The sequence below is a fragment of the Agrococcus sp. GW821-FHT14H11 genome (assembly GCF_058803545.1).
The window spans coordinates 41,121-56,050 of the sequence record NZ_JBXAPA010000002.1 but is presented as its reverse complement, the minus strand read 5'-3'; the positions used below and the strand labels follow the sequence as shown (position 1 = coordinate 56,050).

The 14,930-nt window shown below is 70.0% G+C and carries 14 protein-coding genes; 10 read left to right on the top strand and 4 right to left on the bottom strand.

The features are described from left to right. Positions 1-219: 219 nt before the first annotated feature. Both AC1RNL_RS02365 and AC1RNL_RS02360 read right to left on the bottom strand, forming a co-directional pair. Positions 220-2,760, bottom strand: a complete 2,541-nt coding sequence (locus AC1RNL_RS02365) for an ATP-dependent Clp protease ATP-binding subunit (RefSeq protein ID WP_492934298.1) — start codon at positions 2,758-2,760, stop codon at positions 220-222. Between the two features lie 99 nt (positions 2,761-2,859). Continuing rightward, on the bottom strand, positions 2,860-3,303 hold the full coding sequence (locus tag AC1RNL_RS02360; protein ID WP_164877140.1) for an iron chaperone: 444 nt from the start codon (positions 3,301-3,303) through the stop codon (positions 2,860-2,862). A gap of 199 nt (positions 3,304-3,502) precedes the next feature. Between AC1RNL_RS02360 and AC1RNL_RS02355 the strand changes: the two genes are divergently transcribed. Further along, positions 3,503-4,027, top strand: a complete 525-nt coding sequence (locus tag AC1RNL_RS02355) for a hypothetical protein (protein ID WP_492934297.1) — start codon at positions 3,503-3,505, stop codon at positions 4,025-4,027. Positions 4,028-4,146: 119 nt separating this feature from the next. After that, complete coding sequence (locus AC1RNL_RS02350) at positions 4,147-5,169, top strand: LLM class flavin-dependent oxidoreductase (protein WP_492934296.1); 1,023 nt, start codon at positions 4,147-4,149, stop codon at positions 5,167-5,169. A gap of 88 nt (positions 5,170-5,257) precedes the next feature. On the opposite strand, the gene AC1RNL_RS02345 is transcribed toward AC1RNL_RS02350, so the two are convergent. Next, a complete protein-coding gene (locus tag AC1RNL_RS02345) occupies positions 5,258-5,797 on the bottom strand; it encodes a type 1 glutamine amidotransferase domain-containing protein (protein ID WP_128189965.1) in 540 nt (179 codons plus the stop codon). 82 nt (positions 5,798-5,879) lie between these two features. Beyond that, positions 5,880-6,521, bottom strand: coding sequence for a cation efflux transmembrane domain-containing protein (locus tag AC1RNL_RS02340; RefSeq protein ID WP_492934295.1), 642 nt, complete (start codon positions 6,519-6,521; stop codon positions 5,880-5,882). Positions 6,522-6,870: 349 nt separating this feature from the next. Here AC1RNL_RS02340 and nrdH point away from each other — a divergent pair, with 349 nt between their 5' ends. The 8 genes from nrdH to AC1RNL_RS02300 all read left to right on the top strand — a co-directional run bounded on the left by nrdH (position 6,871) and on the right by AC1RNL_RS02300 (position 14,904). Then, positions 6,871-7,098 (top strand): glutaredoxin-like protein NrdH, encoded by a 228-nt coding sequence (nrdH, locus tag AC1RNL_RS02335; RefSeq protein WP_128189966.1) that lies wholly within the window; start codon positions 6,871-6,873, stop codon positions 7,096-7,098. Positions 7,099-7,124: 26 nt separating this feature from the next. Beyond that, positions 7,125-7,523 carry a class Ib ribonucleoside-diphosphate reductase assembly flavoprotein NrdI gene (gene nrdI / locus AC1RNL_RS02330; RefSeq protein WP_492934504.1) on the top strand — a complete coding sequence of 133 codons (399 nt, stop codon included), beginning with the start codon at positions 7,125-7,127 and terminating at the stop codon, positions 7,521-7,523. Then, the gene (gene nrdE, locus AC1RNL_RS02325; RefSeq protein WP_492934294.1) at positions 7,511-9,661 is read left to right on the top strand and encodes a class 1b ribonucleoside-diphosphate reductase subunit alpha; all 2,151 of its coding nucleotides are present in this window, start codon (positions 7,511-7,513) and stop codon (positions 9,659-9,661) included. Before nrdI ends, nrdE begins: the two co-directional genes overlap by 13 nt. Positions 9,662-9,693: 32 nt before the next feature. Next, the gene (gene nrdF / locus AC1RNL_RS02320) at positions 9,694-10,815 is read left to right on the top strand and encodes a class 1b ribonucleoside-diphosphate reductase subunit beta (protein WP_205649660.1); all 1,122 of its coding nucleotides are present in this window, start codon (positions 9,694-9,696) and stop codon (positions 10,813-10,815) included. 94 nt (positions 10,816-10,909) lie between these two features. Then, positions 10,910-11,173 carry a hypothetical protein gene (locus AC1RNL_RS02315; protein ID WP_400530969.1) on the top strand — a complete coding sequence of 88 codons (264 nt, stop codon included), beginning with the start codon at positions 10,910-10,912 and terminating at the stop codon, positions 11,171-11,173. Further along, positions 11,173-13,392: a DNA methyltransferase gene (locus AC1RNL_RS02310; RefSeq protein ID WP_492934293.1), complete on the top strand. Its 2,220-nt coding sequence runs from the start codon at positions 11,173-11,175 to the stop codon at positions 13,390-13,392. The genes AC1RNL_RS02315 and AC1RNL_RS02310 overlap by 1 nt, the downstream gene beginning before the upstream one ends. Continuing rightward, positions 13,349-13,618 (top strand): hypothetical protein, encoded by a 270-nt coding sequence (locus AC1RNL_RS02305; RefSeq protein WP_400530975.1) that lies wholly within the window; start codon positions 13,349-13,351, stop codon positions 13,616-13,618. Before AC1RNL_RS02310 ends, AC1RNL_RS02305 begins: the two co-directional genes overlap by 44 nt. Positions 13,619-13,971: 353 nt before the next feature. Continuing rightward, positions 13,972-14,904 carry an extracellular solute-binding protein gene (locus AC1RNL_RS02300; RefSeq protein ID WP_492934292.1) on the top strand — a complete coding sequence of 311 codons (933 nt, stop codon included), beginning with the start codon at positions 13,972-13,974 and terminating at the stop codon, positions 14,902-14,904. Positions 14,905-14,930: the final 26 nt, after the last annotated feature.

Sequence of the window (14,930 nt, the reverse complement as noted above, 5' to 3'; positions counted from 1 at the left end):
CGGGCTCGCCGCCGGGCGGGCGTCGGGTGGTCTCGAGACGCCGCCTCCGGCGGCTCCTCGACCAGCGGAGGGGGCGGGCGTCGGGTGGTCTCGAGACGCCGCCTGCGGCGGCTCCTCGACCAGCGGAGGGGGCGGGTGGTCTCGAGACGCCGCCTGCGGCGGCTCCTCGACCAGCGGAGGGGGCGGCTCCTCGACCAGCGCGGGTAGGGGCGGCGGGGGCTACATCGCGGGCGTCGGGTGCTCGGCCGGCGCGGTGGTCACCGCGATGCCGTCGCCCTCGACATCCACCCGCACGACGCCCGACTCGAGCCCGCCGACGATGAGGTCGGCGACCCGGTCCTCGACCTCGCGCTGGATGAGCCTGCGCAGCGGCCGTGCTCCGTACTCCGGCTCGTAGCCGTGCTCGGCGAGCCACGCGAGCGCCGCATCCGTCACCTCGAGCTCGACGTCCTGCGCCCGCAGGCGGTCGCCGACGCGGTCGAGCAGCAGCGTCACGATCTGCCGCAGCTGCGCCGGCTCGAGCTTGTGGAACAGCACGATCTCGTCGATGCGGTTGATGAGCTCGGGCCGCATCTGCTCGCGCAGCCTGCCCATCACCTTCGCCCGCAGCTCGTCGGGCGAGCCGCTGCCGTCGCCGGCCTGGAACCCGATGGGGCCCGACTTCGACGCGAGGAACTCGCCGCCGAGGTTCGAGGTCATGATCACGACCGTGTTGCGGAAGTCGACGGTGCGGCCTTGGCCGTCGGTGAGCCGGCCGTCCTCGAGCACCTGCAGCAGCAGGTTGAAGACATCCGGGTGCGCCTTCTCGATCTCGTCGAGCAGCACCACGGAGTACGGCTGCCGCCGCACTCGCTCGGTGAGCTGGCCCGCCTCGTCGTAGCCGACGTACCCGGGAGGCGCGCCGATGAGGCGGGCGACCGTGTGGCGCTCGCCGAACTCCGACATGTCGAAGCGCACGAGCGCGTGCTCCGAGCCGAACAGGCTCGACGCGAGCGCCTTGGCCAGCTCGGTCTTGCCGACGCCGGTGGGGCCCAGGAACAGGAACGAGCCGATCGGGCGGCCGGTGTCGCCGAGCCCCGACCGCGAGCGCCGCACGGCCTTCGCCACCGCGCCCACCGCATCCTCCTGTCCGATGACGCGCTCGTGCAGCTCCTCCTCGAGGCGGCCCAGCCGCTGCCGATCGCCCTCGGTGAGCCGCGAGGCCGGGATGCCGGTCGCGCGCGAGACGACGCCCGCGATCTCCTCCTCGTCGACGATGCCGTCCTCGCCGGAGCCCGACTCGATCGACGCCTGGATGGCGGCGATGCGGTCGCGGATGCGGGTCGCCTCCTCGAACTCCTCGGCCTCGACCGCCTGCCGCTTCTGCTCCTCGAGGTGCTCGCGCTCCTTCGTCAGCGCATCCACGTCGACCTTCGCGCCCAGGCTCAGCCGCAGCCGGGCGCCTGCCTGGTCGATGAGGTCGATGGCCTTGTCGGGCAGGAACCGGTCGCTGATGTAGCGGTGGGAGAGCTCGACCGCGGCGCGGATCGCCTCGGGCGTGTAGGTGACGCGGTGGTGCTCGGCGTAGGCGCTCTGCAGCCCCTCGAGGATGCGCACGGCGTCCTCGACGCTCGGCTCGGCCACCAGCACGGGCTGGAAGCGGCGCGTGAGCGCGGCGTCCTTCTCGATGCGGCGGAACTCCGCGAGCGTCGTCGCGCCGATCATGTGCAGATCGCCGCGGGCCAGGCGCGGCTTCAGGATGTTCGCCGCATCCATGCCGCCCTCGCCGCCGCCCCCGGCGCCGAGGATCGTGTGCAGCTCGTCGATGAAGACGATCAGCTCGTCGCGGTGCTCGGTGATCTCGTCCATCGCCTTCGTGATGCGCTCCTCGAAGTCGCCGCGGTAGCGCGTGCCGGCGACCATCGCGGTGAGGTCGAGCGCGACGACCCGCTTGCCCTTCAGCGACTTCGGCACGCCGCCCTCGACGATCGCGCGGGCGAGCCCCTCGACGATGGCGGTCTTGCCGACGCCGGCCTCGCCGATGAGCACGGGGTTGTTCTTCGTGCGGCGCGACAGGATCTCGATCGTCTGCTCGATCTCCTCGGTGCGGCCGATCACCGGGTCGAGCTCGCCGTCGCGCGCGCGGGCGGTGAGGTCGATGCCGAACTCGTCGAGGGTCGGCGTCGTCGAGTCGGGGTCGACGTGCTTCGCGGGGGTGCGCGCCTGCTGCGCCTCGATGGCCGCGCGCTGCGCCTCGGCGGCGCCGCGCTGCAGCGCCTCGGGCGTGATGCCCGCCTCGTGCAGGAGGGAGCCGACGGCGCTGTCGCCTGCGAGCAGGAACGCGAAGAAGAGGTGCTCAGGGTCGATGTAGCTCGAGCCGTTGGCGCGGGCGATCTGGTACGCGTCGCGCAGGGCGCGTTGGGCCGAGGGCGTCAGCGACGGCGGCCCCTGCGTCTCGCGCTCGCCGTCGGCCGGCATGCGGTCCTCGATCGTGCCGCGCAGCGCCTCCTCATCGGCCCCGGCGGCGCGCACGGCGGCCGACACCTGCGGCAGCTCGAGCAGCGCGCGCAGCAGGTGCAGCGCGTCGACCTCGGCGTGCCGGTGGGCGCGCGCGTACTCGACGGCGCTCGCCATGACCGAGCTCGTGCGCCGCGAGACGAGGCGCGAGAGGTCGATCGATCGCTGCGCGGGCGCGCGCTGTCCCTGCAGGATCCGGGCGATGAAGTCGTCGAACGATCCGTCGCCGCCGATCCCGAAGGACGGTCCGTAGATGGCTGCCATGTGCATCCCCCTCGAAGGTCTTCCGTCGAACTTGAGTCTGCTCGACTCAAGTTGGAACATCCTGGGAGGCGACGCGCATTCCCGACCCGCGCATCCGCCTCAGCTGATGGCCTGCCGCACGAGCGCGGCGATGCGCTCGCGCACCTCCGGGGTGTCGGAGACGAGGGCGTACGACGTCGGCCACATGGCGCCCTCGTCGAGGTTGGCGTTCGTCTGGAACCCGAGCGTCGAGTAGCGCTCGTCGAACTTCGACGCCTGCTGGAAGAAGACGAGCACCTTGCCGTCGCGCGCATAGGAGGGGAACCCGTACCAGGTCTTCGGGTCGAGGTCGGGCGCGACCTCCGACACCACCTCGTGCACCATCTGTGCGAGGCCCTTGTCGGGCTCGGGCAGGCCCTCGATCACGTCGAGCACGTCCTGCCGATCCTTCTCCTTCTTGCCGGCGCCCTTGCGCGACGACTGGGCGCGCAGCTCGGCCGCGCGCTGCTTCACCGCCTCGCGCTCGACGTCCGACAGCGTGTCGTCCTGCTGCTGCTTCGCCACGACTTCCTCCGCATGCTCGGTGCGGCGCCCCACCGGCGCCGCCTCCATCATGGACCTCGGATGCGCGCGGCGGCAGGGCCCGTCCGCGCGGCTGTGGAGGGTGATGAGAGGCCTCTCACCGACCCCTCCTCCTCGCCTCACCGGCACCGGCGACAGTGGTCATCACCAGGCAGCACCCCGGATCACCAGGAGGAACAGCATGAACACCAAGTGGATCGCCCTCGGCACCGTCGGAGCGCTCGGGCTCGGCGCCATCGCCGCGAGCGCGGCGGGCGTCGCGAACGCCGTCGAGCTGCGCGACGCGCAGGGCCGCGTCGTCGACAGCGCGCAGGTGCGCGGCGACATCCTCGACCGCGAGTCGCTCAGCATGAAGGTCACGGGCGACCACGCCTCCGTGGTCTCGGCGACCTCGACCCCGTCGGCGACCGACGCCCCGTCGGCCACGCAGTCGGCGCCCTCGCCCACGTCGACGACGTCGGCACCCACGGCCGCCTCGCCGGCCTCGGTGGTGTCGCCCGCCTCGGTGCCGAGCCCCGCCTCGGCCCCGTCGCCCGCACCGGCACCGGCACCCGCGCCCGCTCCCGCGCCGGCGCCCGCCCCCGAGTCGGCCCCGACGCCGTACTCGGCGCCGAGCCCGGTCTCGGCCCAGTCGCCGATCTCGGCCCAGTCGCCCGTGTCGGTCCCCTCGGCCGGCAGCGCGGAGTCGCCCGAGTCGAACGACTGACGAGCGCAGCACCGCTCCACAGCAGGCAGCGCCCCGCCGACCCCGGCGGGGCGCTGCCGTGCGCCGGGCCGGCCCCGCGCGGATGGAATGCCGGCGCATCCGGCCCGGTTCTCCCCGACGTGCGCAAGCAGCTCGGATTCCTCTCCTTCGGCCACTACCGCGACATCCCCGGCTCGAGGGTGCCGACCGCGGGCGACTCGCTGCGGATGCACGTCGACCTCGCCGTCGCCGCCGAGGAGGCGGGCCTCGACGGCGCCTGGGTGCGCGTGCACCACTTCGACCAGTCGCTCGCGAGCCCCTACCCGCTGCTCGCCGCCATGGGCGCGCGCACGAGCAGGCTCGAGCTCGGCACCGGCGTGATCGACCTGCGGTACGAGCAGCCGCTCGCGATGGCCGAGCTCGCGAGCGCCGCCGACCTCCTCGCGGGCGAGCGGCTGCAGCTCGGCATCTCGCGCGGCTCGCCAGAGCGTGCCGTCGACGGGCAGGAGCGCTTCGGTCTGCCGCTGCCCGAGGGCGCGTCGTGGTCGGATGTCGCGCGCGAGCGCGCCGCCCACCTGCGCCGGGCGCTCCGCGGCGAGCCGATGGCGCGCTCCGCCCGAGCCGTCGAGACCGGTGGCGGCCCCGACCTGCCGATCGAGCCGCGCTCCCCCGGCCTCGCCGACCGCCTCTGGTGGGGCGCCGGCAACCACGCCTCGGGGCTCTGGGCCGCCGAGCACGGCTACCACCTGCTCTCGTCGACGCTGCTGCTGCAGGACGACGGCCGGCCGTTCCACGTGCAGCAGGCCGACCAGGTGCGCGCCTACCGCGAGGCGCACGCGCGGGCCGGCCACCGCATCCGCCCCCGCACTGCCGTCACGCGCAGCGCGTTCCCGATCGCGACCGACGACGACCGCCGCTACTTCGGCCTCGCCGACGAGCGGCGCGACGGGGTCGGCCGGCTCGACGGCAGCGCGGCGCGCAGCGGCCCCACCTACGCCGGCGACCCCGAGCACGTCGCGGCGCGTCTGCTCGCCGACGAGGCGGTGCAGGAGGCCGGCACCGTGCTCTTCGCGCTGCCGAGCCAGCTCGGCTACGCCACGAACGCCCGCCTGCTCGCGTCCCTCGCCGCCGTGGGGCGCGAGCTCGGGTGGCTCGAGGGCTGAGCGCCCGCGGCTAGGCGATCCACACCGCCTCCGCACGACGGAGCCCGGCACGACCTGCGTGCCGGGCTCCGTCGTGCGTGCGCGAGGGTCAGCGCGGGTGCACGCCCTCGGCGATCTCCTCGAGGACCTTCGCGTTGAACGCGGGCAGGTCGTCGGGCGTGCGGCTCGAGACGAGGCCCTTGTCGGTCGCGACCTCCTGGTCGACCCACTGGGCGCCGGCGTTCCGCAGGTCGGTCCGCAGGCTCGGGTAGCTCGTGATCGTGCGGCCCTCGACGCCGCCCGCCTCGATGAGGATCCACGCGCCGTGGCAGATGACGCCGATCGGCTTGCCCGACTCGACGAAGCCGCGCACGAGCGCGACCGCGTCCTCGTCCATCCGCAGGTGGTCGGCGTTCACGACGCCGCCGGGGAGCACGAGGGCGTCGTAGTCGGATGCGTCGGCGCCCGACACGGGCCCGTCGACCGCCTGCGTGTGGCCCTTCTTGCCCTCGACCTGGCCGTCCTTCGGGGCGAGGAGCGTCGGCTGCCCGCCGGCGCCCTGCACGGCCTCCCAGGGGCTCGTGAGCTCGGAGTCCTCGTAGCCGTCCGTCAGGACGAACGCGACCTTCTTGCCGGTGATGTCGGCCATGGTGCTGCCTCCTTGTCGCTGTCTGGTTGGGGTACGGCGGCGACGGTACCCGCCGCGCCTGGATGCGAGCGGAGCGAGCGCTTCAGGCTCGCGGCAGCTGCTTCGCGAGCAGGCGCTCCTCGCCCGCCGCCTCCCAGACCTCCCATGCGGCGTGCAGGGCGATGGCGACGATGACGACGCCGAGCACGACGTCGGGCCAGCCCGAGCGCGTGAGCCATGTGACGAGGCCCATCGCGATGATGGCCACGTTCACGAGCACGTCGTTGCGCGCCGAGAGGAAGGCCGCGCGGCCGATCGACCCCGCACTCGTGCGGTGGCGCGACAGCAGCAGCGCGCTCACGAGGTTGACCACGGCCGCGCCGCCCGCGGTCACGACGAGCGCGAGCACGCCCGGGGGCGCGGGCTCGAGCGCCTTCTGCACGACCTGCCAGGCGGCCACCGCCGCGGGGATGAGGATGAGCAGGGCCATCGCCCGCCCCGCGAGGGCGCGGGTGGCGAGCGGGAGCGCCGCGGCGAGCACGATCAGCACGTTGATCGCCGCGTCCTCGAGGAAGTCGACCGCGTCGGCCATGAGCGAGGCCGAGCCGATCGCTGCGGCGACCGAGAACTCCACGAAGAAGTAGGCGAGGTTGAGCCCCGCCACGACGAGCGCCGCGCGCTGCAGCCGCCGGATGCGCGGATCGCCGGGCGCGGGCGCCCGCCGGCCCGCCGGGGTCCCCTCCATGCGGGCAGGCTACCCCCGCTCCGATGTGGGTGGCCGGACGTAGCGTCGAGGGTGCGACAGAGCATCCGGAGGCGCCCGTGCAGCACGCGAACCACACCGCTGTAAGTCTCCGTCGGCGTGTCGCGGAGACGACTTCGGCAGTCGTGCACAGCTGTCAGCAGCCGCTCTCCACAGCCTTTTCCGCGTCGTTCCGCGCCGGGAATCACAGCCTGGGGATTCTTGTTGATAGAGGTGTGGAGAAACACACCATCTTGTGTCGTTGCTCCCCGCCAGACCCCACATATAGTGGGAGCCCGGCCCCGGCCGACCGCTTCCCAGCACCAGAGCATCCACACGAGGAGAGCCGCTCATGACCGTCACCGTCTACTCCAAGCCGGCCTGCGTCCAGTGCACGATGACCACCCGCGCGCTCGACGCGCAGGGCATCGAGTACCAGATCTTCGACGTCACCGCCGACGACAAGGCGCTGCAGACCGTCAAGGACCTCGGCTACATGCAGGCCCCCGTCGTCATCGCCGACGAGGAGCACTGGTCGGGCTTCCAGCCCGACCGCATCAAGGCGATCCTCGCGGCCTGAGCCGCACCGCCGTGATCGGGGCAGCCGTGGGCGACGTCGTCTACTTCTCGAGCGTGTCGGGGAACACCGCCCGCTTCGTGGAGAAGCTCGGACGACCGGCCTCGCGCATCCCCCTCCACGCCTCCGAGCCGCCGCTGCGGCAGCGCGAGCCGTACGTGCTCATCGTGCCCACGTACGGCGGCGGCGACGGCAAGGGCGCCGTCCCCAAGCAGGTGATCAAGTTCCTCAACGACGAGGAGAACCGCAAGCACCTGCGCGGCGTGATCAGCGCCGGCAACACCAACTTCGGATCCGGCTACGGGCTCGCGGGCGACATCATCGCCCAGAAGTGCAACGTGCCGCACCTCTACCGCTTCGAACTCTTCGGAACCCCCGACGACGTGCGCGTCGTCAACGACGGATTGGATGCACTATGGCGACAGTGACGCCCGAGATGACGACGGGCAAGACGTCGGCGATGGACTACCACTCGCTCAACGCGATGCTCAACCTCTACGGACCGGACGGCAAGATCCAGTTCGAGAAGGACCGCGAGGCTGCGAACCAGTACTTCCTGCAGCACGTCAACCAGAACACGGTCTTCTTCCACTCGCTCAAGGAGAAGCTCGACTACCTCGTCGAGAACGAGTACTACGAGGCCGAGGTGCTCGACCGGTACTCCTTCGAGTTCATCAAGTCGCTCATGAAGCGCGCCTACGGCTACAAGTTCCGCTTCCCGACGTTCCTCGGCGCCTTCAAGTACTACACGTCGTACACGCTCAAGACGTTCGACGGGAAGCGCTACCTCGAGCGCTACGAGGACCGCGTCGTCAACGTCGCGCTCGCGCTCGCCGAGGGCGACGAGCGGCTCGCCGAGGCGTTCGTCGACGAGATGGTCAACGGCCGCTTCCAGCCGGCCACCCCCACGTTCCTCAACGCCGGCAAGAAGCAGCGCGGCGAGCTCGTCTCCTGCTTCCTCCTGCGCATCGAGGACAACATGGAGTCGATCGGCCGCTCGATCAACTCGGCGCTGCAGCTCTCGAAGCGCGGCGGCGGCGTGGCGTTCAACCTCACGAACATCCGTGAGTACGGCGCCCCGATCAAGCAGATCCAGAACCAGTCGTCCGGCGTCATCCCCGTGATGAAGCTGTTCGAAGACAGCTTCTCGTACGCGAACCAGCTGGGTGCCCGTCAGGGCGCGGGCGCGGTGTACCTGCAGGCGCACCACCCCGACATCATGCGGTTCCTCGACACGAAGCGCGAGAACGCCGACGAGAAGATCCGCATCAAGACCCTCTCGCTGGGCGTCGTCGTGCCCGACATCACGTTCGAGCTGGCGAAGAAGGGCGAGGACATGTACCTCTTCTCGCCCTACGACGTCGAGCGCGTCTACGGCGTGCCCTTCAGCGACATCTCCGTGACCGAGAAGTACCACGAGATGGTCGACGACTCGCGCATCACGAAGACGAAGATCAACGCCCGCGAGTTCTTCCAGACGCTCGCCGAGATCCAGTTCGAGTCGGGCTACCCGTACATCATGTTCGAGGACACGGTGAACCGGGCCAACCCGATCGACGGCCGCATCAACATGTCCAACCTCTGCAGCGAGATCCTGCAGGTCAACACCCCGTCGACCTACGACGACGATCTCGACTACGAGTCCGTCGGCAAGGACATCTCCTGCAACCTCGGCTCGATGAACATCGCGCTGTCGATGGACTCGCCCGACTTCGGCAAGACGGTCGAGACGGCCATCCGCGCCCTGACGGCGGTCTCCGACCAGTCGCACATCGGCTCGGTGCCCTCGATCGCGCGCGGCAACGACATGAGCCACGCGATCGGCCTCGGCCAGATGAACCTGCACGGCTACCTCGGCCGGGAGCGCATCCACTACGGCTCCGAGGAGGGCCTCGACTTCACGAACATCTACTTCTACACGGTGCTGTTCCACGCGCTGCGCGCGTCGAACCTCATCGCGCGGGAGAAGGGCGAGACGTTCGACGGCTTCGAGCGCTCCAAGTACGCGTCGGGCGAGTTCTTCGACAAGTACACCGAGCAGGAGTGGAAGCCGGCCACGGCCCGCGTGCAGGAGCTCTTCGACGCGTCGGAGATCCGCATCCCCACGCAGGACGACTGGCGCGAGCTCAAGGCGCTCGTGCAGGAGCACGGCATCTACAACCAGAACCTGCAGGCGGTGCCGCCGACCGGCTCGATCTCGTACATCAACAACTCGACGTCGTCGATCCACCCGATCGCGTCGAAGATCGAGATCCGCAAGGAGGGCAAGCTCGGCCGCGTCTACTACCCGGCGCCGTTCATGACGAACGACAACCTGGAGTACTTCCAGGACGCGTACGAGATCGGCCCGGAGAAGATCATCGACACCTACGCCGCGGCCACGCAGCACGTCGACCAGGGCCTGTCGCTGACGCTCTTCTTCAAGGACACGGCCACGACGCGCGACATCAACAAGGCGCAGATCTACGCCTGGCGCAAGGGCATCAAGACGATCTACTACGTGCGTCTGCGCCAGCTGGCGCTCGAGGGCACCGAAGTGGACGGCTGCGTCAGCTGCATGCTGTGACGCGCGGCGACGAGACGGACAAGGAACAGGACATGGACACCCAGGACACCCAGGCGGGCTCGGCCTTCGACGAGATCGCCGAGTCGCCCGTCGACGCCGAGCAGGCGCGCGAGGCCATCGAGGCCGAGCGCGACGAGGTCGAGGCGGCGCTCGGCGCCGGCAAGCCGCAGACCGAGGCCCAGCAGCGCCAGCACCGCCACAACCACCTGGTGCAGGCGATCAACTGGAACCGCATCGAGGACGACAAGGACCTCGAGGTCTGGAACCGGCTCGTCAACAACTTCTGGCTGCCCGAGAAGGTGCCGCTGTCGAACGACGTGCAGTCGTGGGGCACGCTGACGCCCGAGGAGAAGACGCTCACCATGCGCGTCTTCACCGGCCTGACGCTGCTCGACACCATCCAGGGCACGGTCGGCGCCGTCTCGCTCATCCCCGACGCGATCACGCCGCACGAGGAGGCCGTCTACACGAACATCGCGTTCATGGAGTCGGTGCACGCGAAGTCGTACTCGTCGATCTTCTCGACCCTGTCGTCGACGAAGGAGATCGACGAGGCCTTCCGCTGGTCGACGGAGAACCCGTACCTGCAGCGCAAGGCCGAGATCATCATCGACTACTACGAGGGCGACGACCCGCTGAAGCGCAAGATCGCCTCGACGCTGCTCGAGTCGTTCCTGTTCTACTCGGGCTTCTACCTGCCGATGCACTGGTCGAGCCGCGCGAAGCTCACGAACACCGCCGACCTCATCCGCCTCATCATCCGCGACGAGGCCGTGCACGGGTACTACATCGGCTACAAGTTCCAGAAGGGCTTCGAGCAGCTGACGCCCGAGCGCCAGGCCGAGATCAAGGACTACACGTACTCGCTGCTCTACGAGCTCTACGAGAACGAGTCGAAGTACACGGCCGACCTCTACGACTCGGTGGGCCTGACCGAGGACGTCAAGAAGTTCCTCCACTACAACGCGAACAAGGCGCTCATGAACCTCGGGTTCGAGCCGCTGTTCCCGTCGACCGTCACCGACGTCAGCCCGGCGATCCTGTCGGCCCTGTCGCCCAACGCCGACGAGAACCACGACTTCTTCTCGGGCTCGGGCTCCTCGTACGTGATCGGCAAGGCCGAGGCCACGGCCGACGAGGACTGGGACTTCTGAGAGCACGACGGATGCGTCCACACCGTCAGGCTGTCGCCGCCCGTCCCGAGGGCGGTCGGCGGTAGCCTGGCGGCACCACGCGAGAAGGCACACCATGAGCATCCCTGGCACGAACCTCGACTCCCGGTCTCCCGAGCAGGTCGCGCATGAGCTGTCGATGGGCGAGGTCTCCGACGTGCTGACCAATCTCGACTTCGCGATCGGCCGCGCGAAGAAGGCGCTCACCAAGCTGCGCAGGTCGGGCGTGCAGACCAACGTGATCGAGCCGCTCGAAGACGCCCTCGCCGAGATGCAGGCGACCCGCAAGCGCCTCGTGCAGGGCACGTACTACGCCGGCACCGACACCAGGCTGCTGTAGTGGCGTCAAAGTCCGGCCTCGAGATCCAGCGGGATCTCGAGCGGTTCGTCTCGAAGTGGCGCTCCTACTCGGGCAGCGAGCGAGCGGAAGCCCAGACCTTCCTGAACGAGCTCTACGCGGCCTACTGCACCGACCGCACTGCGGCGGGCGCGAAGTTCGAGGACTTCCGCACCTCGGCCGGCTTCATGGACCTCCACCAGCCGGGCGTGCTCATCGTCGAGATGAAGAAGCCCGGCCGCGCGCTCGAGGAGGCGGCCGAGCAGCGCCGCCGCTACTGGCAGGAGTCGAGCGATCCCGAGAGCGACGTCCCGGCGGCTCGCTGGGTCATCGCCTGCAACTTCCACGAGTTCGAGATCTGGGAGCCCGGTCGCTTCCCCAACCAGCCGCGGGTGCGCTTCACGCTCGAAGAGCTGCCCGACCACTACGACGCCCTGCTCTTCCTGCAGTCCGAGTCGATCGAGCCTGTCTTCTCCGAGCATCGCCGCGAGCTGACGGCGGACGCCGCGAAGCACATCGCCGACGTCTACGTGTCGATGGCGGAGCGGAACGCAGCACCGGTCGATGAGATGCAACGCTTCACGATGCAGTTGGTGTGGACGCTCTTCGCCGAGGACCTTGGCATGCTCGCGGGCTACCCGCTGCAGCAGACCGTCGAGCGGCTGCTGCGCGAGGATGACCCCGACTCCTCGCGTGACCTCGGCCACCTGTTCAAGCTGCTCAACCAAAAGGGTGACCAGAACCGCCGCGGCATCTACGCCGGCACACGGTACGTCAACGGCGAGCTCTTCGCGCAGTCGGATGCGGTCTACATGACGCGCGACGAGCTCGAGCACCTCAAGCGCGCGTCGGAGTTCGACTGGCGCCAGGTCAACCCGACGATCTTCGGCTCGCTGCTCGAGGGCGTGCTCGGCGACGAGCGCCGCTCTGAGCTCGGCGCGCACTACACACACGAGGCCGACATCATGAAGATCGTCACGCCGACGATCGTGCGGCCGTGGCGCGAGCGCATCGAGGCGACCACCACCTCGGCGGAGGCGCGGGCGCTGCTCGACGAGCTGTGTTCGTTCCGCGTGCTCGACCCGGCGTGCGGCTGCGGCAACTTCCTCTACGTGGCGTACCGCGAGCTGCGCGGTCTCGAAGCGGAGCTCAAGGCGCGCGTGGTTGACCTGGCCGGGCGAGACGGCCTGCCGAAGCCGAAGGACCTGCCCTACTACCCGCTCGCCAACATGCAAGGCATCGACATCGAGCGCGTCGCGGTGCGGATCGCGCAGGTCACGCTGTGGATGGGCCACCGCCAGATGATCGACCGCTACGGCGGGGCCGAGCCCGTGCTGCCCCTGCAGGACCTCTCAGCGATCCGAGCGGCCGACGCGCTACAGGTGGAGTGGCCCGAGACCGACGCGATCATCGGCAACCCGCCCTTCCTCGGCTCACAGCACCTGTGCGGCACACTCGGCGACGACTACGTCGAATGGCTCAGCAAGCGCTTCAGGGTCGGGATCAAGGATCTCTGCGTCTACTGGTTCCGCAAGGCCATCGACCACATGAAGCCCGGCCAGCGAGCCGGGCTCGTCGGCACGAACTCCATCTCGCAGAACCGGGCACGATCCGCCTCGCTCGACTACGTCGTCGCGCAGGGCGGCGTCATCACGGATGCGGTGTCGAGCCAGAAGTGGCCTGGTGAGGCAAAGGTGCACGTCAGCATCGCAAATTGGGTGAAGAAGCCCACGAGCAGCCCTGAGACGTTCAAGCTAGATCACCGGGGCGCAGCACGTGGCGCCGAAGGCGCCGCCGCAGCCGCGCGACCTGCTGCACGTGTACGGGCCCGACCGCGACAGCACGCGCGAGCGCCGCTACTACCGGTTCGCCTGGACCGACACGACGGCCGGCGGCGGCATCATCGTCGCCAAGGAGCCGCAGATCATCGGGCGCGGGCTGCTGCAGGCGAGCGCCTACGCGTATTCGGGCCAGGCGGCGTTCGCCGTCACCGGCGCCGGCATGCTCTTCACGCCCGAGCACGGGGCAGCACGGGTGTCGGTGCGGCCGTACCTGCCGTGGCGCACGACTGCCTCGTTCACCCACTCGACGTGGGACGAGGATCCCGAGGCGACGCGCGCATCCGTCACCTGCCTGCTCGGCATCGTCGTCGACAGCTGGCGGGCGGGCGCGACGACCGTGCAGCAGGAGCGCGACCACTGGATCACCGCCTACGCGCATGAGACGACGCAACTGCTCCGCGGCGTGCCGGAGAGCGGCACCGCGACCGTGAGCGACGGCCTGGCCACCGATTTCGTCGCCGTGCCCGGCAGGCGCTACGCGATCTACGTGTATGCGTGGCTCGAGGCCGCCGCATCGCCGCAGGTGCACAAGAACCAGAGTCGATTCTGCACGATCGACGTCGACGCGTCCGTGCCCTTCGTGGTCGCGGAGGAGACGCTGCTCTGAGGCCGATCGCCGTCCCCCGTCGCCGTGACGGGGAGTTCGGCCGCGCACCGAGGATGCAGCGAGCCCTGCCCGTTCACCTGCCGACCCCGGGCCGTTCACCGTCCTCTCCTACGGTGAGTCGGCGCGCCGCTGCTTGACATCGGCGCGCCACCTTGCACCATAGCGATGACATAGAAACGCTCCGAAGAGAGGCCTAAGACATGCACGTTCTGAAGACCCGCGCGGCACGCGGCGCGGCGCTCCTGGCGCTCGGATCGATCCTCCTGGCAGGTTGCTCCAGCGCAGCCCCGGCAAGCGAGAGCGCGCCGGCAGGCGAGAGCGCGACGGCGGCGGGCAGCGGCGAGACCCTGATCGTGTACACGAACTCGAACTCCGACGGCCGTGGCGAGTGGGTGACCGAGCAGGCAGCTGAGGCTGGCTTCGACATCGAGATCGTCGGACTCGGCGGCGCCGACCTCACCAACCGCATCCTCGCCGAGCAGAACAACCCCGTCGGCGACGTCGTGTTCGGGCTCAACACCATGTTCTTCGAGACCCTCAAGGCCGACGGCGCGATCACCGCATACGAGCCGGCCTGGGCCGACGAGGTGCCGCAGGATGCCGGCGACCCCGTCGACGGCGCCTACTGGCCCCTCGTCGACCAGGCCATCGTGATGGTCTACGACGAGGCATCCGTCGACTCGCCGCCCGCCGACATGGCCGACCTCTGGAACGACCCCGCGTACCAGGGCACGTACGAGGTCAACACGGCGCTCGGCCAGGCGACGCCGCAGCTCGTCGTCGCCGGCATCCTCGCCCCGTACGTCGACGAGTCGGGTGAGGTCTCCGAGGAGGGCTGGGCGCAGGTCGAGGCCTACTTCGCCAACGGCAGCCCGGCCGTGGAGGGCACGGACCTCTACGCGCGCTTCGAGCGCGACGAGGTCGACTACGGCATCGTGCCCTCGGGCGGCATCATCGCCCGCGACGAGGAGTACGGCACCACCACCGCGGTCGTGCCCTCCGAGAACGGCGTGCCCTTCGTCACCGAGCAGATCGGCGTCATCGCCGGCACCGACCAGGAGCCCGAGGCGCAGGCGTTCATCGACTGGTTCGGCTCGAGCGAGGTGCAGGGCGCCTTCGCCGAGGAGTTCAACTCGATGCCCGTCAGCGAGGCCGCGCAGGAGCAGGCGAACCCCGAGGTCGTCGAGCTCGTCGGCTCGGTCGAGCGCGCCGACATCGACTTCGCCCTCGTGCGCGAGCACATCGGCGCGTGGATCGAGCGCATCGAGCTCGAGTACCTGCCGTGACCGACCGGGGCGGGGGCGGCTCAGCC